This is a genomic window from Streptomyces sp. 4F14 (genome assembly GCF_048159485.1).
Taxonomy (GTDB): domain Bacteria; phylum Actinomycetota; class Actinomycetes; order Streptomycetales; family Streptomycetaceae; genus Streptomyces.
Window position 1 is genome coordinate 368,048 of sequence record NZ_JBLRVY010000003.1, and the last position, 25,676, is coordinate 393,723.

The window sequence follows — 25,676 nt, forward strand, 5'->3', positions numbered from 1 at the left end:
ACCCGTATGGAGGAGGCCAGCAATGGCAGTTGACGCAGCGCCGCCCGGTCGGTTGGCGGGCCGGTGGGTGCCGTGGTTGGTGATCGGCCTGTGGCTGGTGCTGGCGGTGTTCATGGTGCCGCTGAGCGGAAAGCTGAGTTCCGTCACCACCGACAGCGCCGTGGACACCCTGCCGGCCGGTGCCGAGTCCACCAAGGTCGCGGTACTGGAGGACAGGCTCCCCGGCGGCGACGACAACGAGTTCGTCTTCGTGTACCACCGCGCCGGCCGCATGACCGCCGCCGACCGCGCCACGGTCGAGCGCCACTACGACACCCTCGTCAAGCGGTACCCGCCGAAGGTGGCGGCCCCGGCCGAGGACGACGAGGGCCCACCGACGAGCCCCTCCGCCGACGGCAGGGCGATGATGTTCAGCCTCGATGTGAGTACGGCCTACGGCGCACCGGAGGACATCGTCGGCCCGTTGCGCGAGGCCGCGAAGGACCGCCCCGCCGGCCTGGAACTCGACGTGACCGGCCCGGCCGCGGTCGACGGCGACATGGACGCCGTCTTCGACGGCATCGACGTACAGGTCCTGCTCACCACCATCGCCGTCGTCACGCTCCTGCTGATCCTCACCTACCGCAGCCCGGTGCTGTGGCTCATCCCGCTGGTGGCCGTGGGCGCGGCCGCGCTGACCGCGATGGCGACCGTCTACCTGCTCGTCAAGGGCTTCGGCATCGTCGTCAACGACCAGAACTCGGCGCTGCTGACGATCCTGGTGTTCGGCGTCGGCACGGACTACGCGCTGCTGCTCATCGCCCGCTACCGGGAGACGCTGCACCACCACGAGAACGTCCGGGTCGCGATGGTCCACGCGCTGCGCGGCGCGGCACCGGCCATCGTCGCGTCCGCGGCCACCGTGATCGCCGGCCTGCTCTGCCTGCTCGTCGCCGACCTGAACAGCACCAGCGGGCTGGGCCCGATCGGCGCGGCCGGCATCCTGTGCGCGCTGGTGGCCATGCTGACGCTGTTCCCGGCGGTGCTCGTCGTGCTCGGCAGGCGGATCTTCTGGCCGGCCGTCCCGCGGTTCAGCACGGCCGTGCAGGAGAAGCCGGGGCTGTGGGGACGGCTCGGCGCCGCCATCGGCCGCCGCCGGTGGATGGCGACGCTCGGCTCGCTCGGCGTCCTCGGCGCGCTCGCCATCGGGCTCGCGGGCAACACCGGCGCCCTGCGGGAGCAGGACCAGTTCCTGTCCACGCCGGAGTCGGTCACCGGCTTCACCGTGCTGCGCCAGCACTTCCCGGAGCTCGGCGGCCAGCCGATGACGGTCTTCACGCGGCCCGCCTACCAGGAGCGGGTCCTCGACATCGTCAAGGGCACGCCCGGCGTGGCCCAGGCCGTCCCGGAGCAGACCAGCGGCGGCTGGGCCAACATCTCCGTGTTCCCGAAGGACGCGCCGGACACCGCCGCCGAGTACGACACGATCAAGCGGGTGCGCGCCGCCGTGCACCCGGTGAGCGGGGCGGAGGCGATCGTCGGCGGACCCAGCGCGGAGAACCTCGACACCGAGGTGACCACCGGCCGCGACGAGAAGCTGGTGATCCCGCTGGTGCTCGTCGTCGTCCTGATCGTCCTCGGGCTGCTGCTGCGGGCGGTCGTGGCCCCGCTGCTCCTGATGGCCACCGTGATCGTCTCGTTCGCCGCGGCCTTCGGCGGCAGCGTGTTCGTCTTCGACACGATCCTCGGGTTCAAGGGCGTCGACTACTCGGTGCCGCTGCTGGCCTTCCTGTTCCTGGTGGCGCTCGGCGTCGACTACAACATCTTCCTGGTCAGCCGGGCCCGGGAGGAGACCGTGCGCCTCGGCACCAGAGAGGGTGTGCTCAAGGCCCTCTCCGCCACCGGCGGCGTCATCACCTCGGCGGGCCTGGTCCTGGCGGCCACGTTCGCGGTCCTCGTCACCCTTCCGCTGGTGATGCTGGTCGAGGTCGGGTTCCTGGTCGCCTTCGGGGTGCTGCTCGACGCCCTGCTGGTGCGGTCGGTCCTGGTGCCCGCCCTCACCCTGCTGATCGGCCGGCGGATCTGGTGGCCGAGCCCGCTGTCCCGGCCGGCGGCGGAGCCGCCGGAGGGCCGACAGCCGCTCGCCTCCTCCGACGAGGAGCCCGCGCTGCGGCGGTGAGCGCGGACGAGATCCGGGACGGCGCCCCAGGCCCGTCCCGGATCTTTTTCATGGGCCTGGCGGGGCCGTGGCCGGCAGGTCGACCCGCAGCAGCGCGCCACCGCGTGCGGAGCGGGCCACGGCGGCCCGGCCGCCGTGCGCGTCGACGACCCGCTGCACGATCGAAAGACCCAGACCGGATCCCGGCAACGCCCGGGCGCTGTCCGCACGGTAGAACCGGTCGAACACCCGCGGTACGTCGGCGGCGTCGATGCCCGGCCCGGCGTCGTCGACCTCAAGCACCGCCGACGCGCCCTCGGCCCGCAGCCGGACCTGAACAGGCTGGTCGGCGGGGGACCACTTGCCGGCGTTGTCGATGAGGTTGAGCACCGCCCGCTGGAGCGCGGCGGGACGCCCGCTCACCCACACGGAGGTCACGTCGAGCGCGACCTCGACGTCGGGCACACGGGACCGCGCCCGGGCCGCGGCGGCCCCCACCACGTCGGCGAGGTCGAGCAGCTCGGTGTTCTCGTCGCTGACATCACCGCGCGCCAGGTCGGTCAGCTCGGCGGCGAGGGTGCTCAACTCGGCCACCTGGGCGCCGAGATCGGTGAGCAGCCGGGTCCGGCTCGCCGCCGGCAGCGCGCTGTCCAGGGTGCCGCGCCGGTCGAGCCGGATCAGCAGCTCGACGTTGAGACGCAGGCTGGTGAGCGGGGTCTTCAGCTCGTGGGCGGCGTCCTCGGCGAGCAGCCGCTGAGCGAGCCGGGAGTCCCGGAGCGCGCTGAGCATGTCGTTGATCGACCGGATCAGCCGCCGGATCTCCCCACCGCCCTCGTCCGGGATGCCGGCGTCGAGATCCCGGGTGTCCGCGACACGTACCGCGGCGGCGGTCAGCCGGTCGATCGGCGCCAGCCCGGTCCGCGCCACGGCCCGCCCGACGAGGCCCCCGCCGGCCACGCAGAACAGCCCGATCAGCAGCATGCCGAACCCGAACCGGTTGACCGGGCTGTCGTCGGCGGCGTGGGCCACCTGGACCGCGCCGTCGCCCGCCCGCAGCGTGTAGACGAGGTAGCCCTCGTCGCCGCCGACCGACTCCATCAGATCGGCCGCCGAGCCCCGCGCCACGCCCTCGGCGCGCTCGCTGACGGGGGGCAGCGCGGGCTGGCCGGCCGGCGTCCGGGTCGAGCCGTCGGGCAGGACGACCCGCACCAGACGGCCGGATCCGGGATACGGCGGCAGCTGGACCTCCGCCGGACCGGCCCGCCGCGCGTCCGTCGCCAGGACCCGGGAGTCGGCGCGCAGTTGATTCTCGACGGTGTCCCGCAGCTCCCGGTCCATCAGCTCGCTGGCCACCTGGAAGGCCACGAACACGCTGACCGCGATGGCCGTCGCCGAGATCACCGTCAGCCTGGTCCGCAGGGACCGGCCGCGCCACCATCGGGCGGGCCTGTTCACGGCGGGGTCTCCCGCAGCGTGTATCCCAGGCCGCGCAGCGTGTGGACCAGTCGCGGCTCGCCCTCGGCCTCCAGCTTGCGGCGCAGGTAACTCACGTACACCTGGAGGTTGTTGGCGGTGGCGCTCATGTCGAAGCCCCAGATCGCCTCGAACAGCGCGTCGCGGGTCAGGACCCGGGTCGCGTTGCGCATGAGGACGTGCAGGAGGGAGAACTCGGTCCGGGTCAGGCGCAGGGGCCGCTCGCCCCGCCACGCCTCGAACCGGTCGGGATCGAGCCGGACGTCGGCGAACGACAGGATCTGCGACTCCTCGTCGGCCGGTGTGCGCCGGCGCAGCAGGGCCCGCACCCGGGCGAGCAGCTCCTCGGTGGCGAACGGCTTGGGCAGGTAGTCGTCGGCGCCCGCGTCCAGCCCCGTGACCCGGTCGGAGACCTGGTCACGGGCGGTCAGCATCAGCACCGGCAGATCCCGGCCCGCCGCCCGCAGCCGCCGGCAGGTCTCCAGCCCGCCGAGGCGGGGCATCATCACGTCGAGGATCAGCAGATCCAGCGAGTCACCATCGGCCCCGGCGACCCCGTCGAGCACGGCGAGACCGTTGGTGACGGTGCTGGTCTCGTAACCCTCGACCTGGAGCACCCGCTCCAGCGACTCCCGGATGGCCACCTCGTCATCCGCGATCATGATCCGCACGCAGGCCGCCCCCTTCCCGTCGGTGCCTTGGCCACCGTGTTTGCCGCCGTGGAACAGTGTGCATGACGGGCGGCCGGGTAACTGGCATGTGACGGGCGGGAGTTGACTGTCAGCCGTACGTCAGGTTCGAGCACGGGTTGTCGTCGGCCGAGCGGGCGTCGGCGGCGACCTGGGTCGGGACGGTGGTCGGGGCGGGGGAGGCGGTGCCGGACGTGCCCGCGTAGTCGTCGCCGAGGACGACGTTCAGGGCCGTGCCCGGGATCTGCTCCAGCCGCGCGCCGGGGAACGCCTGGGCGACCGTCCGCGCGCTCTTCTCCAGACCCGGCCCGTACTGGACGACCGTCGTCGCGTGGGCCTGGCTGGAGGCGGTCGCCGTGCCCGTCACCGTGAACCCCGCCGCCGTGAGCCTCGCCGCGCCCTTCGCCGCGAGCCCGGAGACCGTGGTGCCGTTGTAGACGGCTACGTCGATTCCCGCGCCCGATACGGGAGTCGGCGTCGGTGCCGGCGTTGCCTTTTTCTTGCCGCCCGCGTTCTGGCCGTCGATCGTGCGGTCCTCCTTCAGCGCCGACCACAGCGCGGACGCGTCCGGCTCGACGATCGCGACGCGTGCGCCCTCGTAACGCCAGGGCACCGTCACGAACTTGGTGTTGTGCAGGTCGACGTCCTTCAGGGACATCGCGAACGAGATCAGCTTGTCGGCGGAGCCGAGTCCGGGGTCGACGGTGAGCGACTTGGTCGCCGCCTCGGCCAGCGGGAGGAGGTTCGTCGGGGACAGGCCCTTCTCCTTGATCTGCTTCAACAGGCTGGCGACGAACGCCTGTTGGCGCTTGATCCGGCCTATGTCGGAGCCGTCGCCGATGCCGTGCCGGATGCGGACGTAGTCCAGCGCCTTCTGCCCGGAGACCTTCTGCTCGCCCTTCGCGAAGAGGAGGTCGCCGCGGGTGGCCCGGCCGGGGCTCAGGTCCTTCTGGTAGATGTCGTTCGGCAGGCAGACGTCGACTCCGCCGACCACGTCCGTCAGCGCCGCGAACCCCTTGAAGTCGACGACGACCGTGTGGTCGACGCGCATCCCGGTCAGCTTCTCGACGGTGTTCTGCGTGCAGGCGGGGTTGCCCTTGTCCGTCTGGCCCATGGAGAACGCCGCGTTGAACATCGTGTTGTGCTGCTCGGCGGACCAGGTGCCGTCGGGGAGCTTGCAGGGCGGGATGGTGACGAGGGTGTCGCGCGGGATGGACACCGCGAGGGCGTGCTGGTGGTCGGCGTACACGTGGAGCAGGAACGCCGTGTCCGAGCGGCCGATGTCGTCCTTGTCGCCGCCGCCGAGGGCCGCGTTGCCGTCGGTGCGCGCGTCCGAGCCGATGACCAGGACGTTCTCGCCGGCCGTGTCCGCGGGGCGGTCGTCGGAGAGGCCGCCCGCGTCGAACGTGGTGATGTCGCCGTCGAGCTTCAGGTACAGCCAGCCGGCGCCCGCGCCGAGGAGGACCAGCAGGGACAGGACGATCGCGAGGGTCACGCGTATCCGGCGGGACCGGGGGGTCTTGCCGGGGCCCCTCCTGGAGTTCCTCTGGGGGCTCCTCCGGGTGTTCCTCTGGGGGTTCCGTCCCTCGCCTCCGCCCGTACGGCGCCTACGGTCCGGCTTCGGCGGCGCCGAGCGTCTGCCGTTGCCGCCGCCGGTGCGGTGGCGTGGCGGCGGTGCGCTGCGGCTGCTGGTGACGGTCATCGGCGCCCTCACTGTGTCTCGCCCTAGGTTGTACAGTTGCGCAATGTAGCAACCTTCCGGGGTGCGACTCCGACTAGGCTCGACGAAAGAGAGATCAGGTCATGCTCCGCAACGGACTGGAACCCTGGCACCTGTTGATCGTGGCGATCGTCGTCATCGTCCTCTTCGGCTCGAAGAAGCTGCCCGACACGGCCCGCGCCCTCGGCAAGTCCATGCGCATCCTCAAGAGCGAGGCGAAGGCGATGAAGGAGGAGAACCCGACGGGGCCCGCGGAGACGTCCGATCCTGTGACCCCGTCCGCCGTGACCCCCGTGCCGCCGGTCGAGCCGACCACGGTGACGACCGCGTCGGAGGCGGCCCGGGCGCAGACGCCGGCGGCCTGAAGCCTGTACGGCGGGCTGGGCGGGGGCGCGTTCCCGGGCTCGGCGGGCGGGAGGCGGTTCGTCTTGCGGCGGTGCGGCTCTCCTGGGCTCGTCGGGTGGGGCGGTGCGTGTCGTGGCGGGTCGGTCTCCCCGGGGCTGTCGGGCGGGGGCACGTCCCACGGCGCCTCGGCTCTCTCGGGCCGGGTTTGTCGGGTGGAGGGGCGCGTCCCGTGGTGGCTCGGCTCTCTCGGACCGGGTCTGTCGGGCGGGAGAGGGTGCGTTCCACGGTGGCTCGCCTTTCCCGGGGCGGGCTCGTCGGGTGGGGGCGGTTCGTCTCGCGGCGGTTCGGCTGCCCCGGGCCCGTCGGGCAGGTGGGCCTTGGCCTTCGGCGGGGAGGCGCTTCCATCGCGTCGCCTGCTGTGTCGCCCACCACGTCGCCGACTGCGTCTCCCGCCGCGCGCCGGCTGACGTCGGTGACTCCGCCGCCTCGCGGCCGTACGCGCCGGACTCGGCTCGGCCGGTGCCCTCGCCCTCGCGTCGCCTGATCTGCCGGACCGGGGAAAAGCTTCGCCAACAGTTGCCGCGCCTCGCGCCTCGCGCCTCGCGCCCCGCGCCCCGCGCCCCGCGCCCCGCGCCCCGCGCGAGCTTGCCGTATGTGTGAGCCCGAGGCGTGGCGGACGCGCAGGTCCTTGCAGGCCGCGTACAGGCCGAAGCCGGTGCGGACCGCTGTGCGTGGCAGCGGGCCGCACCGGCCGGTGTCTTGCTGTGCGTTGGAGGACCGCGTGTGCGGTCACGGAGTCAGGCGGGCTCCCCGGCCCCCTTGGGGAGGAGCGCCTCCGCGGCCGAACGGGATTCCTCGCGCCGCTGCCGCCGGGTGCGGCGCGGCTCCTGGTCGGGCAGCCAGCCGAAGGCCATGCTGCCGCCGATCAGACCGCACAGCAGGCCGATCATGAACCCTCCGATGTTGGAGGTGACCCAGGTGCCCACGGAGAGCAGCACGGCGGTGACCGAGTAGAACAGCCGCTGTGCCGGGTTGAACAGGATCAGCAGGCCGCAGAGGATCATGAGCGACGGCAGGAGATACCCCGCCAGCCCCTGCATGCCGATGTGCAGGATCACCGGGAGCGGCGCCTTCATGGTGAGAAGGATCTCGGCGCCGCCGAAGGTGAGCAGGACCCCGCCCACGAACGGCCGGCGGCCTCGCCACTGACGGAAACGCTGCCGTGCCGGCGCCTTGGGGCCCGCCGCGGCGGACTCCGCCGGTACGGCAGGCGCGGTCGCCCCTGGCTCGGGTACGGCCGGCGGTTCGTGCTGGGTCACTGGGTCACGTCCCCGGGCATCCGCTGGTGGAGAACTTCATGCGCAGGTCGGGCAGTTTGAAGACGGCCGCGGTCGCACCGTAGTTGTGCTGGTACAGGTTCTCGATGGTGACCGTCTTGGCCTGCTGGCCGTAGACACCGGGCGGGCCCTTGTAGCCGGGGACCCGGTCGAAGGTGCTGGAGTCGCGGCCGATCTCGATCTCGCTGAACGTGGCGTTACCCATGATCTCGTCCGAGTCGATCGCGAGGTTCTCCACCTCGACCTTCTTGCCCTTGTTGCCGGCCGTCAGGATGAGCTGGATGCCGCCGAGGTCGACGGACTGGCACATGTTGGTGATCTTGCCCTTGCCGATGACCGAGGTCACGACGAGGACCTGACCGCCCGTGTCACCCTCGTTCGGGCTGTTCTCGATCATGTGGTCCAGCCCGCCGTACTGCTCGAAGCCCTGCCCTTCGAGCAGGTCGGCCTTGACGACGAACGGCATGCCGGAGATCGCGAACTGGACGCCGAGGACGCCCTCGGCGGTCAGGACGGCGAGCGTCGCGGCGGCGACGGCGGCGGGGACGGCGAGGATCGCCGCCCGGCGCCCGCGGACCCTGCCGCGTCTTTCGGTGGTACCGCTACCCGGACTCCCGGGTGTGTTCTCGGCGGACGGTGTGACGTCCGGGGACGAGGCCATGTCTGCTCCCATGGGCATTAGTACATGCAGGTTGCTTTGTGGCGCGTTGTCCTGGCGCGGACAGCGGCTGCCGTGCACGCTCCCCACAACTCCCGGAAGTCGTACGGTCGTTCTCGTTACGCGGCAGTAGCCAAGCCAGGAAGTTACCGATGGTTACAACTACGGGTCAAGGGAGTTGTGGAAAAAGGGTGTTCATTGTGCGCCGACCATGGATCATGGCGCCACCCATGGTGTACCGCTGACAGTCAAGATTTTCTGACGGTGCGTCACATCACCAACTTGTGCTCGACACCTTGACGTTGACTGAGCCTCAGGTCTACAACTCTGCCTGGCTCAGCCCGGATCCGTGGCGCCGGATCCGCAGCGCGACGTCCGTCGCGCTCCCGGACCTTCTTCACCGGACGTACCCGTCCCCACCTGGGACGGGTACCTCCGTCCGAGTCCGCTCTCACCTGGCATCCCCCACGGCGTCGAACACGGCCGCTTCCCTCCTGGCCGGCCGCTGTCCACCGGTCCGTCGCGTACGGAGAAGGCGTCACGGACCGGCAGTCGACGCCGCCCGCTCACCCCCCTTCGAGATCCCCGGCCACCTCGGGCATCTCTGTGAATCCCCCGAAAGAAAGAGGCACCCGCAATGCGCGCTCGCTCCCTGTTCGCCGTCCTCGGCACCGCCGCCGCCCTCACCCTGCCGGCCATCAGCCCGGCCTCCGCCGCGGGCGACGCCGTCCTCACCGCGAACGGCGAGAACGTCGCCGTCGGGGACGTCCTGACCGCCTCCCTGGCCAGCGGCACCGCCGCCACGTTCTACTCCAGCGCGACCGGCACCAGCGGCATCTCCTGTGCAACCTCGGCGTTCAACGCCACCGTCACCGACAACCCGACCGCGCCCGGCACCGCCACCGAGACGCTCACCGCGCACACCTTCAGCAACTGCACCGCGAACGTCCTCGGCGTCACGGGCGTCACCAGCATCACCGTCAACAACCTGCCCTACACCGTCTCCGCGGCCTCCGGCGGCGCGCTCACGGTGAACCCGCCGAGCGGTGGCGTCATCCAGACCACGATCGTCCTGCGCACCCTGCTCGGCAGCATCAACTGCGTCTACCAGGGCCCGAGCCTGACCGGCACCACCAGCAACGCCGACAACAGCATCAACTTCACCAGCCAGGCGTTCACCCGCACCTCGGGCTCGTCCCTGTGCTTCTCCGCGGGCTACTTCACCGCGAAGTACGCGCCGGTGTCGGACGGCACGAACCCGGTGACGGTCAACTGACCCGATCCGACGGGGCGTTCACCTGCGCCTCAGCCGCGTGAACAGGGCGGCGCCGCCGGCGAGCACCAGAACCGCCGCGGCGCCGCCCGCCAGCACGGGGGCGGAGGGGCCGGAGTCGGTGGTCTTCGCGACGGGGGTGGAGTCCGGGTTCGCGACGGCGGGGGCGGAAGCCGTCGAGGGGCTGGGAGCCGCGGTGGGTGTCGGAGTCGGTGTCGGCGTCGGTGCCGGCCGGGGCGTCTCCTTCTGCACACTCTCCCCCTTCTGCTCAGTCTCCTTCTGCGCGGCCTCCTTCTGCGCCGCTTCCGGGAACACCACGTCCGAGCACGAGTAATACGTGTCCGCCGTACTCGTGTTCTGCCAGATCGTGTACAACACCTGCCGCCCCGTACGGTCGTCGGGCAGCTTCGCGCTGAACCGGTAGGCCCCGTCGGTCAGTCGAGGGTCCTTGACGACCGCGAACGGCTCCGCCGGCAACTCGGACCAGGTGAGCGGCTTCGCCGGGTCGTACCCCGGTTTCGTCAGGTACAGCTTGAACGACCCGGTGTGCGGGATCGTCGACGCGTACGTCATCCGCAGCGTCGCCCCCGGCTTCAGCTCGGTCGCGGGCCAGTCGTCCCGCGCCAGGTCGAGCCCCTTGTAGGCGGGAAGACCCCCGCTGCACAGCTCGCCGTCCGGGATCGTCCGCCGGTCACGCCCGTTCACGTCCGCGACCCGCAGGTTGTCCCACTGGGCGAAGGACGCGCCGTTGGCCCGGACGGCCGCGCGGCAGGCCGCCGTACCGGCGTTCGCGCCGCCCTCGGGGGAGCAGGCGAAGACGCGGCTCACCGGGGTCGTCGGGGCGCCGTGCGCGGCGGCGGGCCCCGCACCGGCGGCCAGCATGCCGAACGCGACCGCCGTGAGCGGGATCAGACGGTGACGGAACATGCGGGAACGCCTCCTCGGGAACGGCTGCACCCGACACGTACGGCTGCCCGTGCCCCGGCGTTCAGTGATCGGCAGAGATGCCGTCGGAAAACACTTTCCGTTCTTTTGCCCAGGGCGTGGCCGAAGTCGGACATCTCCGCCTCAACTGCCGCTGGAAATGGGGTTCTCTCGATGTGATCGAGGGTTTCCCCTGTATCCCGATGACCTGCTCTTTGCCTATCGTTCCACCACAGCCGACCCACAGGTGATCCCGAAACCGGTCGGCCGACCCGCCTGGCCCGCCATCGCGCGCATCTCGACGCACCCCACGCCGCTTCGACGCCGAAGCGATCTCGACCGTCGCTCCCGCCTCTGTGCCCGGAGCCGGCCATGAAAGGCACCCCTTTGCGTACTTCCCCCGCTCTGCGGCGCAAGCTCATATCGGTCGCCGCGCTCTCCGCGGCCCTGCTGACCGGCACGACCCTGCCGTCCGTGGCCGCGCCCGCCCAGGACGCCGCCGCGCTGCCGCCCGTGTCCGCCGCGCAGACCGAGGCCGCCCCCGGCGTCACCGCCGAGCGCCTCATCGTCGGCTACAAGTCCGGCGCGGCCGAGGCCACCTCGAACACGGCCGCCGAGGCCGACGCCACGGCCAAGGACGCCGACTTCAGCCGCCGCCTCGGCACCGGTGCCGCCCTGGTCGACCTCGGCGGTGCCTCCAAGACGGACGTCGCCGACGTCGTCGCCCAGTACAAGGCCGACCCCTCGGTCGCCTACGTCGTCCCGGACCGCCTGAACCAGCCGCAGGCCGACCCGAACGACACCGAGTACGCCAAGCAGTGGGACCTCTTCGAGTCCACCGCCGGCATGAACGTTCCGGCAGCCTGGAACACCACCACGGGCACCGGCGTCACCGTCGCCGTCATCGACACCGGCTACGTCGCGCACTCCGACCTCGCCTCGAACATCGTCGCGGGCTACGACTTCATCGCCGACACCGCCGTCTCCGTCGACGGCAACGGCCGCGACAACAACCCGGCCGACCCGGGCGACTGGTACAACGCCAACGAGTGCGCCGCCGGCGTCCCGGCCTCCAACTCCTCCTGGCACGGCACCCACGTGGCCGGCACGATCGCCGCCGTCACCAACAACGGCAAGGGCATCGCCGGTATCGCGCACGGCGCGAAGATCTCCCCGGTGCGTGTGCTCGGCAAGTGCGGCGGCTACGACTCCGACATCATCGACGCGATCACCTGGGCGTCCGGCGGCACCGTCTCCGGCGTGCCGGCCAACGCCAACGTCGCCAAGGTCATCAACATGAGCCTCGGCGGCGACGGCGCCTGCTCGACGGCCACGCAGAACGCCATCAACGGCGCCGTGGGCCGGGGCACGACGGTCGTCGTGGCCGCGGGCAACGAGAGCGACAACGTCGCGAACCACAACCCGGGCAACTGCAACAACGTCATCTCGGTCGCCGCGACCAACCGCGCGGGCGCCAAGGCGTCGTACTCCAACTTCGGTTCCCTGGTGGACATCTCGGCGCCGGGCGGCGAGACCCGTACCGCGACCGCGAACGGCATCCTCTCCACGCTGAACTCCGGCACGAAGACGCCGGTCGCCGAGAGCTACTCCTACTACCAGGGCACCAGCATGGCCACCCCGCACGTCGCGGGCCTCGCCGCGCTGCTGAAGTCGGCCAACTCCGCGCTGACCCCGGCCCAGATCGAGTCGGCCATCAAGGCCAACGCCCGTGCCCTGCCGGGCGCTTGCTCGGGCGGCTGCGGCGCGGGCCTCGCGGACGCCGCCAAGACCGTGGCCGCGGTGAGCGGTGGCGGCTCCACGGGCGCCGTCTTCACCAACACGACGGCTGTCGCCGTCCCGGACAACGCCGCCGCGATCGAGTCCTCGATCTCCGTCACCGGCCGCACCGGCAACGCCCCGGCCAACCTTCAGGTCGGCGTGGACATCAGCCACACCTACCGCGGTGACCTGGTCATCGACCTGGTCGCCCCCGACGGCACGGTCTACAGCCTGAAGACCGCCTCCTCCGACTCCACGGACAACCTCGTCACCACGTACACGGTCGACGCGTCCAGCGAGACGGCGAACGGCACCTGGAAGCTGCGCGTCAAGGACAGCGCCGCGCAGGACACGGGGACCCTGAACAGCTGGAAGCTGACGTTCTGACGAACCGTCAACTTCCTGGGCGCGATGAGTAGTTGATCCCGCCTCACGAGAAGCGGCGGACCGGCCGGTGTGGATGGACACCGGCAGGTCCGCCGTCGTCGTGTTCCCGGAAACGTTTCTTTCTGCGAGTCCTTCTACGAGTCTTCTACGAGGCCACCCGTTCGGGTGCCTCCAGGACCCGCACCCCCCGGTCCGCCTTCGTGTCCAGCGCCGGCAGCAGCCCGGGTACGGCGATGCTGGGCAGGATGTGCGTCCACAGCACCGACAGCCGCTCACCGAGGTCCGCGCGCCCGGTCAGCGCCCGGGACATCAGCTGGATCCCGCTGAAGCAGCCGACGAGCAGCTCCACCGTCTGCCGGGGCTGCACCGTCGGCAGCAACTCGCCCCGCTCCCGCGCCTGTTCGAGGAGTTCCTCCAGGCGCTCGGACCACTGCCGGAACGGCCCGCCGTGGTCGATCCGGGCCGGCGCCTCCTGGTCGACGGCGAGGCGGATGCTCCCCCTCAGCAGTGAGCTGGTCAGCAGGCGCTGGCCGACGACGAACGTCATGTCGACGATCTCCTGGAGCTTGCACGCCTGCGGCGGGACGCTCCCGAAAGGCACCTGCTCGCCCAGCACCGCCTGCGCCAGCGCCTCCTTGGACGGGAAGTGGAAGTACAGCGCGCCCTTGGTGACGGCGGATCGCTCCAGGACCATGGCGATGGTGGTGGACGTGTAACCGTGTTCGTCGAAAACCTCACCGGCTGCTTCCACGATGGCTTGGCGCGTTCTGATGGCGCGCTCCTGTTTAGCCATAAGAGCCCCTCCGCGGAACCGAGTTGGCCGATCCCGCGATCGTGTGTCTGTTCGGCCCGATCATAGGATGCTGCGGACTGATCTCATTGATGCCAAACCGGTCGCCTCGCACTCTAACGTTCACTGTGTGGACGATTCACCGTCTGCCGTGGCCCCGCGGGTGACCGTAGGGAGGATGCGATGACCCGACCGCGGCAGTCTGCTGACACCCCGTCCCTGACGGCAACAGTCCCCCGGCAGTTCGTCCACCGCGCGGCCCTCGCCGAGACGCTCCTCACCGGCTGGGAGCGCACCGGACCCGACCGCTTCACCGTGTACGCACAGTGGCCCCGTGCCCATGGCTTACACGTGTCCGTCGACTGGCACTCCTACGACCCGCTGCTGGTGGTGGAGACGGTCCGGCAGGCCGGCACCCTGATCATGCACACCGAGTACGGCGTCCCCCTGGACCAGCAGTTCGTGCTGAACGGGTTCGACGTCGCCACCGACCCGCACCGGCTGGAGGTGGGCCCGCTGCCGGCCGAGCCGACCGTCGAACTCGCCTTCACCGACGTCCGGTTCCGCGGCCGCCGTCCCGCCGCCTGCCGCTACACCGCCCGCGTGCTGTGCCACGGCGAGCCGGCCGCGACCGCCGACGTGGCCTTCACCTGCGTCGGCGAGGCCGTCTACCGCAGGCTGCGCGGCGGCCGGACAGCCGGCACGATCGAAGCCGTTCCGCTGCCGCCGGGGCTCCCGCCGGAGGCCGTCGACCGCGCCCTGCCGACCGACGTCGTCCTCGCCTCCCCCGACCCCGATCCCGGTGCGCCCGGGGGCCGTTGGCAGCTCCGGGTAAATACCGCACACCCCGTTTTCTTCGACCATCCGCTCGATCACGTTCCCGGGATGCTCCTGCTGGAGGCGGCCCGCCAGGCGGCCCGCCGCGCACTTCCGGGGAAACCGGGCCCCAGCGCCTACCGGGCGGTCTTCCACAGGTACGCTGAACTGGACGAACCCGTCTGGATAGAGGCTCGCGACGAAGGCGGCGGACACCTCCAAGTCGTCGGCGTGCAAAGGGAGTCGGCAGTCTTCGAGTGTGGGGTCGACGCCGCCGCAGGGTGAGTTATTGTGTACAGGGGGTGAGAAACAAACGGCATGACCCGTTCTTTTACCGGCCCAGGAGTGTTCCAGGCGATGGCGAGGCAGTTACGCGCCGAACAGACCCGCGCGACGATCATCACGGCAGCCGCCGATCTGTTCGACCGGCATGGTTACGAATCGACGAGCCTCAGTGACATCGTCGAGCACGCCCAAGTCACCAAGGGCGCCCTGTACTTCCACTTCGCGGCCAAGGAGGACCTGGCCCACGCGATCATGGAACTCCAGTCCCAGGCGTCGCAGCGCGTCGCGGGCGAGATCGACAACCGCGGCTACTCCTCCCTCGAAGCGCTGATGCGCCTGACGTTCGGCCTCACCCGGCTGTCCGTCGAAGGCCCCATCGCCCGCGCCGGGCTGAGACTCGCGACCGGCGGAGTCGCGGTCAGACCCCCGCTGCGCCACCCCTTCTCCGAGTGGGGCGAGCTGGTCAACCGCGGCCTGTCCGGGGCGGTCCGCGAGGCCGACATACACCAGGACGTCGACATCGACGCCGTCGCGCACTCCCTGGTCTGCTTCTTCGTCGGCACCCGCGTCGTCGGCCGCTCCCGCGAGGCGTCCGGCCGACTCCCGCGCCGCATGGCGGAGATGTGGTACGTCCTGATCCGCGGCCTCGTCCCGGTCCCGCGCCGCCCGCGCTACCTGAGCCTCGCCTCGCGCCTGGAGCGGGAGATCACGGCGGCGTGCGTGTCCTGAAACACCCACCCGGGGCGCAAGTGCCCCGGTGGGACGCGAGTTGGTGGTGCCGCGCGGATCCGGCGCGGCCCGCATGTGTCCTAAAACCGTTTCAGGAAGCGTTTTCGACAAGGCCGACGGGGGACAGGTGGTCGTACGGCGGGCACGCGGGTCCGCCGTGCCGTGTGGGGCATGGCGCGGAGGGCCGGTGACGGGGCCCGGCCGCGCGATACGGTGATCCGCATGCCCCACACCCCCGCCCCGCCGGTGCTCCTCGGTGACGAACCCGGCTCCTTCCGCCGTTCCGTCCTCGCCGAACGGCACCCCGCGATCATCCGCCAGGTGCGCGAGGCGTTCCCGTACGACCCCGCCACGGCCCGCGCCCTCGACGCGCTCTCGGCCACCTGTACGGAGGGGGTCGTGGAGCCGCTCCCCGCTGACGCCCCCGACCGCGACCGCTGGCGGTCCTGGGGCCTGGACGCCCTGCTCGGCACCTCCTGGTACGACGTCCCCTGGCTCTGGTCGGAGAGCTACTTCTACCGGCTACTCCTCGAAGCCGTCGGCTACTTCGGCCCCGGCACCGGCCAAGGCATCGACCCCTTCCGCCCGTTCAAACTCGCGGAACTCGACTCCCCCGAGACCGCCGAGGAGTTGGCCGCACTCGACGACCTGACGTCCCTGTCCGCCGAAGAGCGCGGCCGCGCTCTCCTGCACGGCTCGCTCTGGGGCAACCGCGCCGACCTCGGCTTCCGCCTCTCCGACGCCGGAGCCGAAGAGCGCGCCGCGGTACCGGCGTTGGTCGCCGACGACAGCGACGCACTGTGGGCGGCCCTGAAAGGCGCCGCGAGCATCTGCCTGGTCGCGGACAACGCCGGACGCGAACTCGTCCCCGATCTCCTGTTCCTGGACCACCTCCTGACGGAGCGTCATATCGCGCGGGCGGTCCTGCACGTCAAGCCGTACCCGTACTACGTCTCCGACGCGACCTACGCCGATGTCCTCGACGCCGTACGGAAGTTGGCCGCGGCTCCCGGCGTCGCCGGGGAGTGCGGGCGGCGGCTGTGGGATGCGCTGTCCGACGGGAGTCTCGTCGTCCGCGCGCATCCCTTCTCCGCCTCGCCGCTGGCGTACGAGGAGATGCCGGACGACCTGCGCGCCGACTTCGCGGACGCCTCGGTCACGATCCTCAAGGGCGACCTCAACTACCGGCGCCTGGTGGGGGACCGGCTGTGGCCGCCGACGACGCCGTTCGCGGACGTCACCGCGTACTTCCCGGGGACGGTCGCCGCGCTGCGGACCCTCAAGTCCGATGTGATCACCGGGCTTTCGGCCGAGACCGAGGCGGCGCTCACGGCGACCGAGGGGCAGGGGTGGCGGATCGGGGGGACGCGGGCGCTGATCCAGGTGCGGTGAGCGGTCAGTCGTCCGCTCTCAGGAAGTCCTCCACCACCCGGATCAGCTCCAACGGCGTCTCGTCCATGGCGTAGTGGCCCGCCGACGCCAGTTCGTACAGCTCGGCGTTCGGGTACCACCGCATCCAGGTGGCCCACATCAACTCCGCCGACAGCGCCGGGTCCAGCGCGCCCGTCACGGCGAGCGCCGGGACCGGCGAGCCCTCCGTGTCGGCGTGGAAGTCCTCGCGGGCCCAGGAGTCGAGCCAGGCGCGGAACGCCTTCGCGTCGCTCACCGCGAGGGAGCGGGAGACCATCCGGTCCAGCCATGCCTCGGGGCGCGTACCGCCGGTCGTGACGTCGAGGATCGCCCGGCGGTTCTCGGGGCGCCGGTCCGCCTCCGCGAACAGCGTCCACTGCTCCGGCGGCAGGTCGAGCCCCGACGCGGGCACCGGCGACACGCCCGCCAGCCGCCGTACCCGGTCGGGCGCCTGGGCCAGCAGCCGCTGGCCGATCGCGCCGCCCATCGAGTGCCCGACGACCGAGAAACGCTCCCAGCCGAGCCGGTCGGCCAGCTCCACGAGGTCGGCGGCGGCCTCGGCGGTCGTGAACGCGCCGCCCACTTCCCAGGCCGCGCCGTACCCGCGCAGGTCGACCAGCGCGTACTGGAACGCCGCCCGGTCGAGGTCGGGCAGGACGGGCGCGTACGCCGTGCGGTCGGCGAGCCAGCCGTGCACCGCGAACACCTTGTGGGGGCCGTCGCCGTGCAGCTCGTGGGGGAGCGCGAAGGGGGTCGTCATGGGGCCACGGTGCGGTGCGGTCGGGGGCGGGGGCAAGAGGGCGTACGGGGCGTGGGCGGGGTGGTGTGTGCGTCGAGCGCGGCGGCGTACGGGATGTACGCGCGCCCCTCGTGTGAGTCCGCACTCCGGCGCTCGCGCAACCGTTCGGGCCGGATTCACGCGATGGTGTGATCATGTGCCGCCGAACGGATGCCCCTCCGGGGGCCTGGGTAGGGCCCGGCCATGACGCAGCCGTTCGAACTCCCGCACTTCTACATGCCGCACCCCGCGCGGCTGAACCCGCACGTCGAACAGGCCCGCGCGCACTCGACCGCGTGGGCGCGCGAGATGGGCATGCTGGAGGGCTCGGGCATCTGGGAGCAGGCCGACCTGGAGGCGCACGACTACGGCCTGCTGTGCGCGTACACGCACCCCGACTGCGACGCGGACGCGCTGTCGCTGATCACCGACTGGTACGTGTGGGTGTTCTTCTTCGACGACCACTTCCTCGACATGTACAAGCGCACCCCGGACCGCGCCGCGGGCAAGGCCCACCTGGACCGGCTGCCGCTGTTCATGCCGCTGGACCTGGCGACGCCCGTGCCGGAGCCCCTCAACCCCGTGGAGGCGGGGCTCGCGGACCTGTGGGCGCGCACGGTCCCGGCGATGTCCGAGGACTGGCGGCGCCGGTTCGCGACCGCCACCGAGCACCTGCTCAACGAGTCGATGTGGGAGCTGTCCAACATCGACGAGGGCCGTATCGCCAACCCCGTCGAGTACATCGAGATGCGCCGCAAGGTCGGCGGCGCCCCCTGGTCGGCGGGGCTCGTCGAGTACGCGACCGCCGAGGTGCCCGCCGCCGTCGCCGGCACGCGCCCGCTGAGGGTGCTGATGGAGACCTTCTCGGACGCCGTGCACCTGCGCAACGACCTGTTCTCGTACGAGCGCGAGGTCCTCGACGAGGGGGAGAACAGCAACGGCGTCCTCGTCCTGGAACGTTTCTTCGGCTGCACGACGCAGGAGGCCGCCGACACCGTCAACGACATCCTGACCTCACGCCTGCACCAGTTCGAGCACACCGCGTTCACCGAGGTCCCGGCGATCGCCCTGGAGAAGGGCCTGCGGCCCGACGAGGCGGCCGCGATCGGCGCCTACACCAAGGGCCTCCAGGACTGGCAGTCGGGCGGCCAGGAGTGGCACATGCGCTCCAGCCGCTACATGAACAAGAACGCCCGCCAGGTGAACCCCTGGGAGCGCCTGACGGGCCCGGGGACGTCCGCCGCGAGCGTCGCCGGGCTGCTCGCCTCGGCCGCCGCCGAGCGTCTGCGCGCGTACACGCACGTGCCGTACCAGAAGGTCGGCCCGTCCCTGCTGCCCGAGCTGCGGATGCCGTACGAGGTGCGGCTCAGCCCGCATCTGGAGGGCGCCCGGCAGCGGCTCGTCCCCTGGATGCGCGCCACCGGCATGCTGGACGAGGGCGTCTGGGACGAGGACCGGCTGCGCGCCGCCGACCTCCCGCTCTGCTCCGCCGGCATCGACCCGGACGCGGACGCGCGCGAGCTGGACCTCAGCTCGCGCTGGCTCGCCTGGGGCACGTACGCCGACGACTACTACCCCCTCGTCTTCGGCCGGCGCGGCGACTTCGCGGGCGCGCGCGTGGCCACCGCGCGCCTGAGCGCGTGCATGCCGGTGGAGGACGGCGAGACGCCCCCGGCGCCCGTGGGCGGCCTGGAGCGCGGTCTCGCCGAGCTGTGGGCGGACACCGCGGCCGACATGACCCCGGACGAGCGCCGGGCCTTCAGGGCGACCGTCGACAAGATGACCGAGAGCTGGCTGTGGGAGCTGTCCAACCAGCTCCAGAACCGCGTCCCCGACCCCGTCGACTACCTGGAGATGCGCCGCGCCACCTTCGGCTCCGACCTCACCCTGACCATGTGCCGCCTGGGCCTCGGCCCCGCCGTACCCCCCGAGGTGTACGCCAGCGGCCCCGTGCGCTCCCTGGAGAACGCCGCCATCGACTACGGCGCGCTCCTCAACGACGTCTTCTCGTACCAGAAGGAGATCGAGTACGAGGGGGAGCTGCACAACGCGATCCTCGTCGTGCAGAACTTCTTCGGCTGCGACTACCCCACGGGCGTACGGATCGTGGCCGATCTGATCAACCAGCGCATGGAGCAGTTCGAGCACATCGTCGCCCACGAACTGCCCGTCCTGTACGACGACTTCGGCCTGTCGGCCGACGCGCGCGCGGGGATGGACGCCTACGTCGCCGATCTGCGCAACTGGATGTCGGGGATCCTCCACTGGCACCGCGAGGTCGACCGCTACAAGGCGGACCACCTCGCCACGCGCGCGCACGGTTTCCTCCCGGACCGGGCGCCGGTGGCCGTCGGTCAGCACGCGAACACGGTGTTTTCAGGACTTTCTCTTGCGGAATAGGACATTCACTGAACCCTGGGGAGGCTGACGGAGTCTTCCGGGGTGAGGGGAACGACCGAAACCGGACCACTACGGGGGTAGTGCCTCATGACCGACACCGTCGAGAAGACGACCGAGAACGCCGCGACAGCGGCGGCGGCCGGCGAGCTGACGCCGTACGTCGCACCACTGACCGTCCCGCCGGTACTGCGTCCCGCGCACGGGGACGTGACCCACGAGACCGAGATCGCCCTGCGCCCCGCGTGGGTGCGCCTGCACCCGCAGCTGCCGCCGACCCTCATGTGGGGCTACGACGGCGTGGTGCCCGGCCCGACCATCGAGGTCCGCCGGGGACAGCGCGTGCGCATCGCGTGGACCAACCGCATCCCGGAGGGCGAGTACCCCGTCACCGCCGTCGAGGTCCAGCGCCCGGGCACGACCACCGAACCGGGCCGCGAGGGCGTCGAGCCGAACAAGGACGTCGCCGCCCTGCCCTCCTGGTCGGTGACCCATCTGCACGGCGCCCAGACGGGCGGCGGCAACGACGGCTGGGCCGACAACGCGGTGGGCTTCGGCGACGCCCAGCTCTCCGAGTACCCGAACGACCACCAGGCCGTCCAGTGGTGGTACCACGACCACGCCATGAACATCACGCGGTGGAACGTGATGACGGGCCTGTACGGCACCTACCTGATCCGCGACGACGAGGAGGACGCCCTCGGGCTCCCCGCGGGCGCGCGCGAGATCCCGCTCCTGCTCGCCGACCGCAACCTCGACACCGACGAGGACGGCCGCCTCAACGGCCGCCTCCTGCACAAGACGCAGATGCTCGGGATCAACGCCGAGACCGGCAAACCCGTCTCGCTCCCGTTCAGCGGCCCCTACTCCACCGTCAACGGCCGCATCTGGCCGTACGCGGAGGTCGAGGCGGCCTGGTACCGCTTCCGGCTGGTCAACGCGTCGAACGCGCGCATCTACAACCTCGTCCTGCTCGACGAGAACGACACCCCGGTGCCGGGCGTCGTCCACCAGATCGGCAGCGACGGCGGGCTCCTCCCGCGCGCCGTGCCGATCGACTTCGACGCGGCCATGCCCGCCCTGATCGCCGCCCCGGCCGAGCGCTTCGACCTCCTCTTCGACCTGCGCGGATTCGAGGGCCGCACGCTACGACTGGTCAACAAGGGCGCGAACCAGGCCCCCGGCGTGCCCGACCCGGCGGGCGACGTGCGCTACCCCGACGTGCTGCAGTTCCGCGTCGGCGAGGCGTGCGAACCGGACACCTTCGAACTCCCCGAGGTGCTCTCCGGCTCCTTCCGCCGCATCAGTCACGACACCCCGCACGAACACCGGATGATCGTCCTCACCCCGCCCAACACCAAGGGCGGCGGCGGACACCCGGAGATCTGGGAGATGCAGCGCCTGGAGAACCCGGACGGCATCCAGCTCCCCGCCGACGGCATCATCCAGATCACCGGCGCCGACGGCACGCCCAGGACGTACCGGCGGATCTCCCGCACCTTCAACGACGGCCTGGGCTTCACCGTCGCCGAGGGCACCTACGAGCAGTGGACGTTCCTCAACCTCGCCGGGTTCGCCCATCCCATGCACATCCACCTCGCCGACTTCCAGATCATGGGCCGCGACGTGTACGACGTCTCGGGCTTCCGGCCCGACGTCGGCGGCACCGCCACCCCGATCGCCCTGAAGCCCGACGTGGTGCCGATCCCCGCCAACGAACAGGGCTACAAGGACGTCTTCCGCGCCCTCGGCGGCCAGGGCCTGCGCGTCATGGGCACCTTCGACGGCGCCTACGGGCGGTTCATGTACCACTGCCACTTCCTGGAGCACGAGGACATGGGCATGATGCGGCCCTTCGTCGTCATGCCCCCGGAGGCCCTGAAGTTCGACCACGGCGGCGGGGGCCACGGCGGACACGGAGGTCACACGGGCTGACCCGCACGCGCGCGGGAGGCGTGATCGAGCCCCAGGTCAGCACCCTCGCCCGGCCGGCTGACCCGCACGCGCGCGGGAGGCGTGCTCCAAGGCGGCCCGCGCCAGCGCCCTGATCACCGGGTGCGGGCGCGAGCCGTCGCCGGACAGCTCCGGCTGGAACAGCGTCGCCAGGAAGAACGGATGCCCGGGGAGTTCGGCGACCCGGGGTGCGCCCGCCGCGTCCCGCCCCGAGAAACGCAGCCCGTGCGCGGTCAGGACGTCCTCGTGGCGGGCCAGCCCGTACCGGCAGGAGTAGCGCTCCACACTGCGCTCCGAGCCGAACGCACGGTGCGCGAGGGAGCCCGGCGCCAGCAGGACGGTGTCCGCGTGCCCCTCCAGCGAGCAGGCGAGGGGCGCGAAGAGCGGTGCCTCGGCGCCGGGGTCGTTCTCCGCGTGCGCTGCGTCCGGCAGCCCCGCCGCACTCCGCGCGAACTCCAGCAGCGCGTGCTGGAACCCGCCGCACGTCCCGAGGAACGGCACCCCCTCCACGCGCGCGTGCCGGATCGCCGCCACCGCGCCCTCCTCACTGCGGTACGGGCTCCCCGGCACCACCCACACCGCGTCGAAGCCGCGCAGGGCGCCCTCCCGCGCCGCGTCCTCGGTGGGGATCCAGTAGGCGTCCAGGACCAGCCGGTCCCGGACGGCGAGCGCCTCCAGCAGCAGCGGGAGACGCGTGTGCGAGACGACGTGCGGGGAACGGTCCCCGACCAGAGCGATGCGTGCTGTCATGCCGACGATCCTGGAACACGCCCCGAGTTCACGTCCAACGATGATTCCTGCACCCTCGATAAGCAGAACTGATGACACCCTGGCGGACATGGACCCCCACCTCCTGCGCACCTTCGTCGCCGTCGCCCGCCTCGCCTCCTTCTCCGAGGCCGCCCGCGAACTCGGCTACACCCAGTCGGCCGTCTCCCAGCACATCGCGGCGCTCGAACAGGACCTCGGCGCCCCCCTCCTGACCCGCCGCCCGGTCACCCCCACGACGGCGGGGGAACGCCTCCTGGAACACGCCACGCCCCTCCTCCTGCGCCTGGACGCGGCCCGCGCGGACGTCACCCGCCTCGCCACCGCGCCCGCGTACGGACTGACCCTCGCCGCCTCCCCGACCGCGCTCGGCGCCCGGGTCCTGGCCGCGCTCCCGCCCGTCGGCGTCACGGTCCGCGTCCTCGCCCGCGCGGACGTCCCCGCCGCCGTCGCCACCGGCACCGCCGACCTCGGCCTCGTGGACGGCCTCGCGGCCCCCAGCGACCCGCTGCGCCTGCCCGACGTCGCCCCGCTGACGACGTACGGCGTCTCGGAGGAGCCCGCCGGCGTCGTCCTGCCCGCCTCCCACCCCCTCGCGCAGCGCCCCGGCCTGCACCTCGGCGACCTCGCGGACGCGCGCTGGATCGACGCGCCCGACACCGGCCTCCCGCTGGCCCACCTGCGCGCCGCGAACGGGGGCCACGGCTTCCGGGGCGCCCTGCGCTACGACGGCACGGACGTCCGCACGCTGACGTCCCTGGTGGCGGCGGGCCACGGCCTGGCCCTGCTGCCGGTCTCGGCGGGGGCGGGGGCGCCGGGGACGGTCACGGTGACGCTCGCGGGGCCTCGGGTCGTGCATCGGGTGGAGTGCGTGTACGCGGGGGTGCTGTCGGGGGCCGCGGAGGAGCTGGCGGGGGCGCTGGGGTGAGGCGCGTGGGGTGTCCGACGAGGCCGGACGGGGCTCCTACCTCCTTTGACCGGAGGTCAGTCTCACTCGTTCGTGGCACGTCGCGGCGGGGCCCGCAGGGTAGAGCACCTGCCGGAGGCGATCGCCATGGAACAGACTGCGTTGCGGCCCAAACCGATGCCCGGACGGGAGCCCGGGGGCGGTGAGCGCGGCGGACCCGTACGGCGCCCGCACGCCGCGCGACGCCGGGGGCGGCGGATCACGACCCTGCTGCTCGGGTTCTTCGCCGCGACGGTCCTCGTCCTGGCCGGCGTCGGCCTCGGCACGGTCGGGGCGACGGTGATCGGCATGAGCAAACTGGCCGAGATGCAGAAACTGGCGGCCCGCGCGGCCCCGGGGACCAAGTCCGCGCCGGGCACACCCGCGTCCGGCACGCCCGCGCCGGTGACGCCCTCCCCGGCCCCGGCCGCCTCCGCCCCGCCCGCGCGCGCCGCGCTCGGCGTGGAGGCCGTCGACGCGGGGAAGGCGGGCGCCGAGATCGTCGCCGTCCACGTCCCCGGCCCCGGATACACGGCGGGCCTCGTGCGCGGCGACGTCCTGCTGACGTTCGGCGCCACCCGGATCGACTCGGCGAACGACCTGGTCAGGGCGGTGGGGAAGGCGGAACCCGGCAAGGAGGTCAAGCTCACGGTGCTGCACCGGGGCGGCGGCTACCAGCAGTTGACCGTCGTCCCCGGGGTGGTGCTGTGAGCCCGGACGAGTCGGTCCCGGCGGTCATAGTGGATGATCAGCCGATAAGTGGCGGAGGGCTGTGGAAAACTTCCGTCCCGCGTCCGAGCGATGCGCGACGATGGGACGCAGCCGCGCGGCGTGCCGTACCTGGTGCGACGCGTGGCGACCGGCTCGCGCGGCCCCCGCCGCACGGGCAGGATGCTGCCCGTAGCCCCTGACCCGCCCGGAGGCACCGATGAACGCCACCGCACCCTTCACCGCCGAGGACTACCGAGCGCGCATGGAGCGGGCGGCCCGCGCCGCCGCCGACGCGGGACTCGCGGGCCTCCTCGTCGCCCCGGGCCCCGACCTGGTCTGGCTCACCGGCTACGCCCCGACGGCCGAGACGGAGCGGCTCACCCTCCTGGTCCTCGCGCCCGGCCAGGACCCCGTCCTCGTCGTCCCCGCACTGGAGGCCCCCGACGCCGCCCAGGCGCCCGGAGCGCCCGCGCTGACCTTCCACGACTGGACCGACGGCAAGGACCCGTACGCCGCGACGGCCGCCCTCCTCGACCCGCGCGGACGCTTCGGCGTCAGCGACAACGCGTGGGCGCTGCACCTGCTGGCTTTCCAGAAGACGCTGCCCGGCACGGCGTACGCGGCCCTCACCGAGGCGCTGCCCATGCTCAGGGCCGTCAAGGACGCGGCCGAACTGGAACTGATGACGGCGGCCGGCGCCGCCGCCGACGCGGCGTTCGAGGGCATCCGCGCGGTGCGCTTCGCCGGGCGCCGCGAGTCCGAGGTGGGCGCCGACCTCGCCCGCCTGCTGCGCGAACACGGCCACCAGCAGGTCGACTTCACGATCGTCGGCTCCGGACCCAACGGCGCCAACCCGCACCACGAGATGGGCGACCGCGTCATCCAGGACGGCGACATGGTCGTCCTCGACTTCGGCGGCCTCAAGGACGGCTACGGCTCCGACACCACCCGGACCGTCCACGTCGGCGAGCCCACCGACGAGGAGCGCCGGGTCCACGACATCGTGCGCGAGGCGCAGGAGGCCGGGTTCCGCGCGGTGCGCCCCGGCGCCGCCTGCCAGGACGTCGACCGGGCCGCCCGCGCGGTGATCACCGACGCCGGGTACGGCGAGTACTTCATCCACCGCACCGGGCACGGCATCGGGGTCACGACCCACGAACCGCCGTACATGATCGAGGGGGAGCGGCAGGTCCTCGTCCCCGGCATGTGCTTCTCCGTGGAGCCCGGGATCTACCTGCCCGGCCGGTTCGGGGTGCGGATCGAGGACATCGTGACGGTCACCGAGGACGGCGGGCGCAGGCTGAACCGCACCCCGCGCGAGATGGCCATAGTGCACTGAGCCCCGAGGAGCCCCTTCCTACTCCACCCACC

21 protein-coding genes are annotated in these 25,676 nt (G+C 71.9%); 12 read left to right on the forward strand and 9 right to left on the reverse strand.

Annotated elements, in window-relative coordinates; genetic code table 11:
* Positions 1 to 22: 22 nt before the first annotated feature.
* Positions 23 to 2,158: an MMPL family transporter gene (locus tag ACLZOT_RS06370; protein ID WP_416967737.1), complete on the forward strand. Its 2,136-nt coding sequence runs from the start codon at positions 23 to 25 to the stop codon at positions 2,156 to 2,158.
* Positions 2,159 to 2,206: 48 nt separating this feature from the next.
* On the opposite strand, the gene ACLZOT_RS06375 is transcribed toward ACLZOT_RS06370, so the two are convergent.
* From ACLZOT_RS06375 to ACLZOT_RS06385, 3 genes are all read right to left on the reverse strand, one after another.
* Positions 2,207 to 3,592 carry a HAMP domain-containing sensor histidine kinase gene (locus ACLZOT_RS06375; RefSeq protein ID WP_416967738.1) on the reverse strand — a complete coding sequence of 462 codons (1,386 nt, stop codon included), beginning with the start codon at positions 3,590 to 3,592 and terminating at the stop codon, positions 2,207 to 2,209.
* Positions 3,589 to 4,281, reverse strand: a complete 693-nt coding sequence (locus ACLZOT_RS06380; RefSeq protein ID WP_416967739.1) for a response regulator transcription factor — start codon at positions 4,279 to 4,281, stop codon at positions 3,589 to 3,591. The genes ACLZOT_RS06375 and ACLZOT_RS06380 overlap by 4 nt, the downstream gene beginning before the upstream one ends.
* 109 nt (positions 4,282 to 4,390) lie before the next feature.
* Positions 4,391 to 6,001, reverse strand: coding sequence for an LCP family protein (locus ACLZOT_RS06385; RefSeq protein WP_416967740.1), 1,611 nt, complete (start codon positions 5,999 to 6,001; stop codon positions 4,391 to 4,393).
* A 101-nt stretch (positions 6,002 to 6,102) separates the two neighbouring features.
* Between ACLZOT_RS06385 and tatA the strand changes: the two genes are divergently transcribed.
* Positions 6,103 to 6,384, forward strand: coding sequence for a Sec-independent protein translocase subunit TatA (tatA, locus tag ACLZOT_RS06390; RefSeq protein WP_416967741.1), 282 nt, complete (start codon positions 6,103 to 6,105; stop codon positions 6,382 to 6,384).
* A 777-nt stretch (positions 6,385 to 7,161) separates the two neighbouring features.
* On the opposite strand, the gene ACLZOT_RS06395 is transcribed toward tatA, so the two are convergent.
* The gene (locus ACLZOT_RS06395) at positions 7,162 to 7,683 is read right to left on the reverse strand and encodes a DUF6114 domain-containing protein (RefSeq protein WP_416967742.1); all 522 of its coding nucleotides are present in this window, start codon (positions 7,681 to 7,683) and stop codon (positions 7,162 to 7,164) included.
* A 4-nt stretch (positions 7,684 to 7,687) separates the two neighbouring features.
* Entirely contained in the window at positions 7,688 to 8,362 is a 675-nt protein-coding gene (locus ACLZOT_RS06400) for a DUF6230 family protein (protein WP_416967743.1), read from the reverse strand.
* 634 nt (positions 8,363 to 8,996) lie between these two features.
* On the opposite strand from ACLZOT_RS06400, the gene ACLZOT_RS06405 reads away from it, so the two are divergent.
* Positions 8,997 to 9,635, forward strand: a complete 639-nt coding sequence (locus ACLZOT_RS06405; RefSeq protein WP_416967744.1) for a Tat pathway signal sequence domain protein — start codon at positions 8,997 to 8,999, stop codon at positions 9,633 to 9,635.
* 18 nt (positions 9,636 to 9,653) lie between these two features.
* Here the strand turns inward: ACLZOT_RS06405 and ACLZOT_RS06410 are convergent, their stop codons facing one another.
* Positions 9,654 to 10,559 carry a lytic polysaccharide monooxygenase gene (locus ACLZOT_RS06410; protein ID WP_416967745.1) on the reverse strand — a complete coding sequence of 302 codons (906 nt, stop codon included), beginning with the start codon at positions 10,557 to 10,559 and terminating at the stop codon, positions 9,654 to 9,656.
* Between the two features lie 369 nt (positions 10,560 to 10,928).
* Here ACLZOT_RS06410 and ACLZOT_RS06415 point away from each other — a divergent pair, with 369 nt between their 5' ends.
* Complete coding sequence (locus ACLZOT_RS06415) at positions 10,929 to 12,722, forward strand: S8 family peptidase (RefSeq protein ID WP_416967746.1); 1,794 nt, start codon at positions 10,929 to 10,931, stop codon at positions 12,720 to 12,722.
* A 145-nt stretch (positions 12,723 to 12,867) separates the two neighbouring features.
* On the opposite strand, the gene ACLZOT_RS06420 is transcribed toward ACLZOT_RS06415, so the two are convergent.
* Entirely contained in the window at positions 12,868 to 13,515 is a 648-nt protein-coding gene (locus ACLZOT_RS06420; protein WP_416967747.1) for a ScbR family autoregulator-binding transcription factor, read from the reverse strand.
* A gap of 180 nt (positions 13,516 to 13,695) precedes the next feature.
* Here ACLZOT_RS06420 and ACLZOT_RS06425 point away from each other — a divergent pair, with 180 nt between their 5' ends.
* The 3 genes from ACLZOT_RS06425 to ACLZOT_RS06435 all read left to right on the forward strand — a co-directional run bounded on the left by ACLZOT_RS06425 (position 13,696) and on the right by ACLZOT_RS06435 (position 16,734).
* Positions 13,696 to 14,613 (forward strand): ScbA/BarX family gamma-butyrolactone biosynthesis protein, encoded by a 918-nt coding sequence (locus ACLZOT_RS06425; RefSeq protein WP_416967748.1) that lies wholly within the window; start codon positions 13,696 to 13,698, stop codon positions 14,611 to 14,613.
* Between the two features lie 72 nt (positions 14,614 to 14,685).
* A complete protein-coding gene (locus tag ACLZOT_RS06430) occupies positions 14,686 to 15,342 on the forward strand; it encodes a ScbR family autoregulator-binding transcription factor (RefSeq protein WP_416967749.1) in 657 nt (218 codons plus the stop codon).
* A 222-nt stretch (positions 15,343 to 15,564) separates the two neighbouring features.
* The gene (locus ACLZOT_RS06435) at positions 15,565 to 16,734 is read left to right on the forward strand and encodes a damage-control phosphatase ARMT1 family protein (RefSeq protein ID WP_416967750.1); all 1,170 of its coding nucleotides are present in this window, start codon (positions 15,565 to 15,567) and stop codon (positions 16,732 to 16,734) included.
* A 4-nt stretch (positions 16,735 to 16,738) separates the two neighbouring features.
* Here the strand turns inward: ACLZOT_RS06435 and ACLZOT_RS06440 are convergent, their stop codons facing one another.
* Positions 16,739 to 17,512, reverse strand: coding sequence for an alpha/beta fold hydrolase (locus tag ACLZOT_RS06440; RefSeq protein WP_416967751.1), 774 nt, complete (start codon positions 17,510 to 17,512; stop codon positions 16,739 to 16,741).
* Positions 17,513 to 17,734: 222 nt separating this feature from the next.
* Here ACLZOT_RS06440 and cyc2 point away from each other — a divergent pair, with 222 nt between their 5' ends.
* Positions 17,735 to 19,930, forward strand: a complete 2,196-nt coding sequence (gene cyc2, locus ACLZOT_RS06445) for a germacradienol/geosmin synthase Cyc2 (RefSeq protein WP_416967752.1) — start codon at positions 17,735 to 17,737, stop codon at positions 19,928 to 19,930.
* Positions 19,931 to 20,017: 87 nt separating this feature from the next.
* Complete coding sequence (gene phsA / locus ACLZOT_RS06450; protein ID WP_416967753.1) at positions 20,018 to 21,862, forward strand: O-aminophenol oxidase PhsA; 1,845 nt, start codon at positions 20,018 to 20,020, stop codon at positions 21,860 to 21,862.
* Between the two features lie 36 nt (positions 21,863 to 21,898).
* Here the strand turns inward: phsA and ACLZOT_RS06455 are convergent, their stop codons facing one another.
* The gene (locus tag ACLZOT_RS06455) at positions 21,899 to 22,630 is read right to left on the reverse strand and encodes a glutamine amidotransferase-related protein (RefSeq protein ID WP_416967754.1); all 732 of its coding nucleotides are present in this window, start codon (positions 22,628 to 22,630) and stop codon (positions 21,899 to 21,901) included.
* Between the two features lie 88 nt (positions 22,631 to 22,718).
* Here ACLZOT_RS06455 and ACLZOT_RS06460 point away from each other — a divergent pair, with 88 nt between their 5' ends.
* The 3 genes from ACLZOT_RS06460 (at position 22,719) to ACLZOT_RS06470 (ending at position 25,644) form a co-directional block, all read left to right on the forward strand.
* Positions 22,719 to 23,576 (forward strand): LysR family transcriptional regulator, encoded by an 858-nt coding sequence (locus tag ACLZOT_RS06460; protein ID WP_416967755.1) that lies wholly within the window; start codon positions 22,719 to 22,721, stop codon positions 23,574 to 23,576.
* A 126-nt stretch (positions 23,577 to 23,702) separates the two neighbouring features.
* On the forward strand, positions 23,703 to 24,305 hold the full coding sequence (locus ACLZOT_RS06465) for a PDZ domain-containing protein (RefSeq protein ID WP_416967756.1): 603 nt from the start codon (positions 23,703 to 23,705) through the stop codon (positions 24,303 to 24,305).
* 217 nt (positions 24,306 to 24,522) lie between these two features.
* On the forward strand, positions 24,523 to 25,644 hold the full coding sequence (locus ACLZOT_RS06470) for an aminopeptidase P family protein (RefSeq protein ID WP_416967757.1): 1,122 nt from the start codon (positions 24,523 to 24,525) through the stop codon (positions 25,642 to 25,644).
* Positions 25,645 to 25,676: the final 32 nt, after the last annotated feature.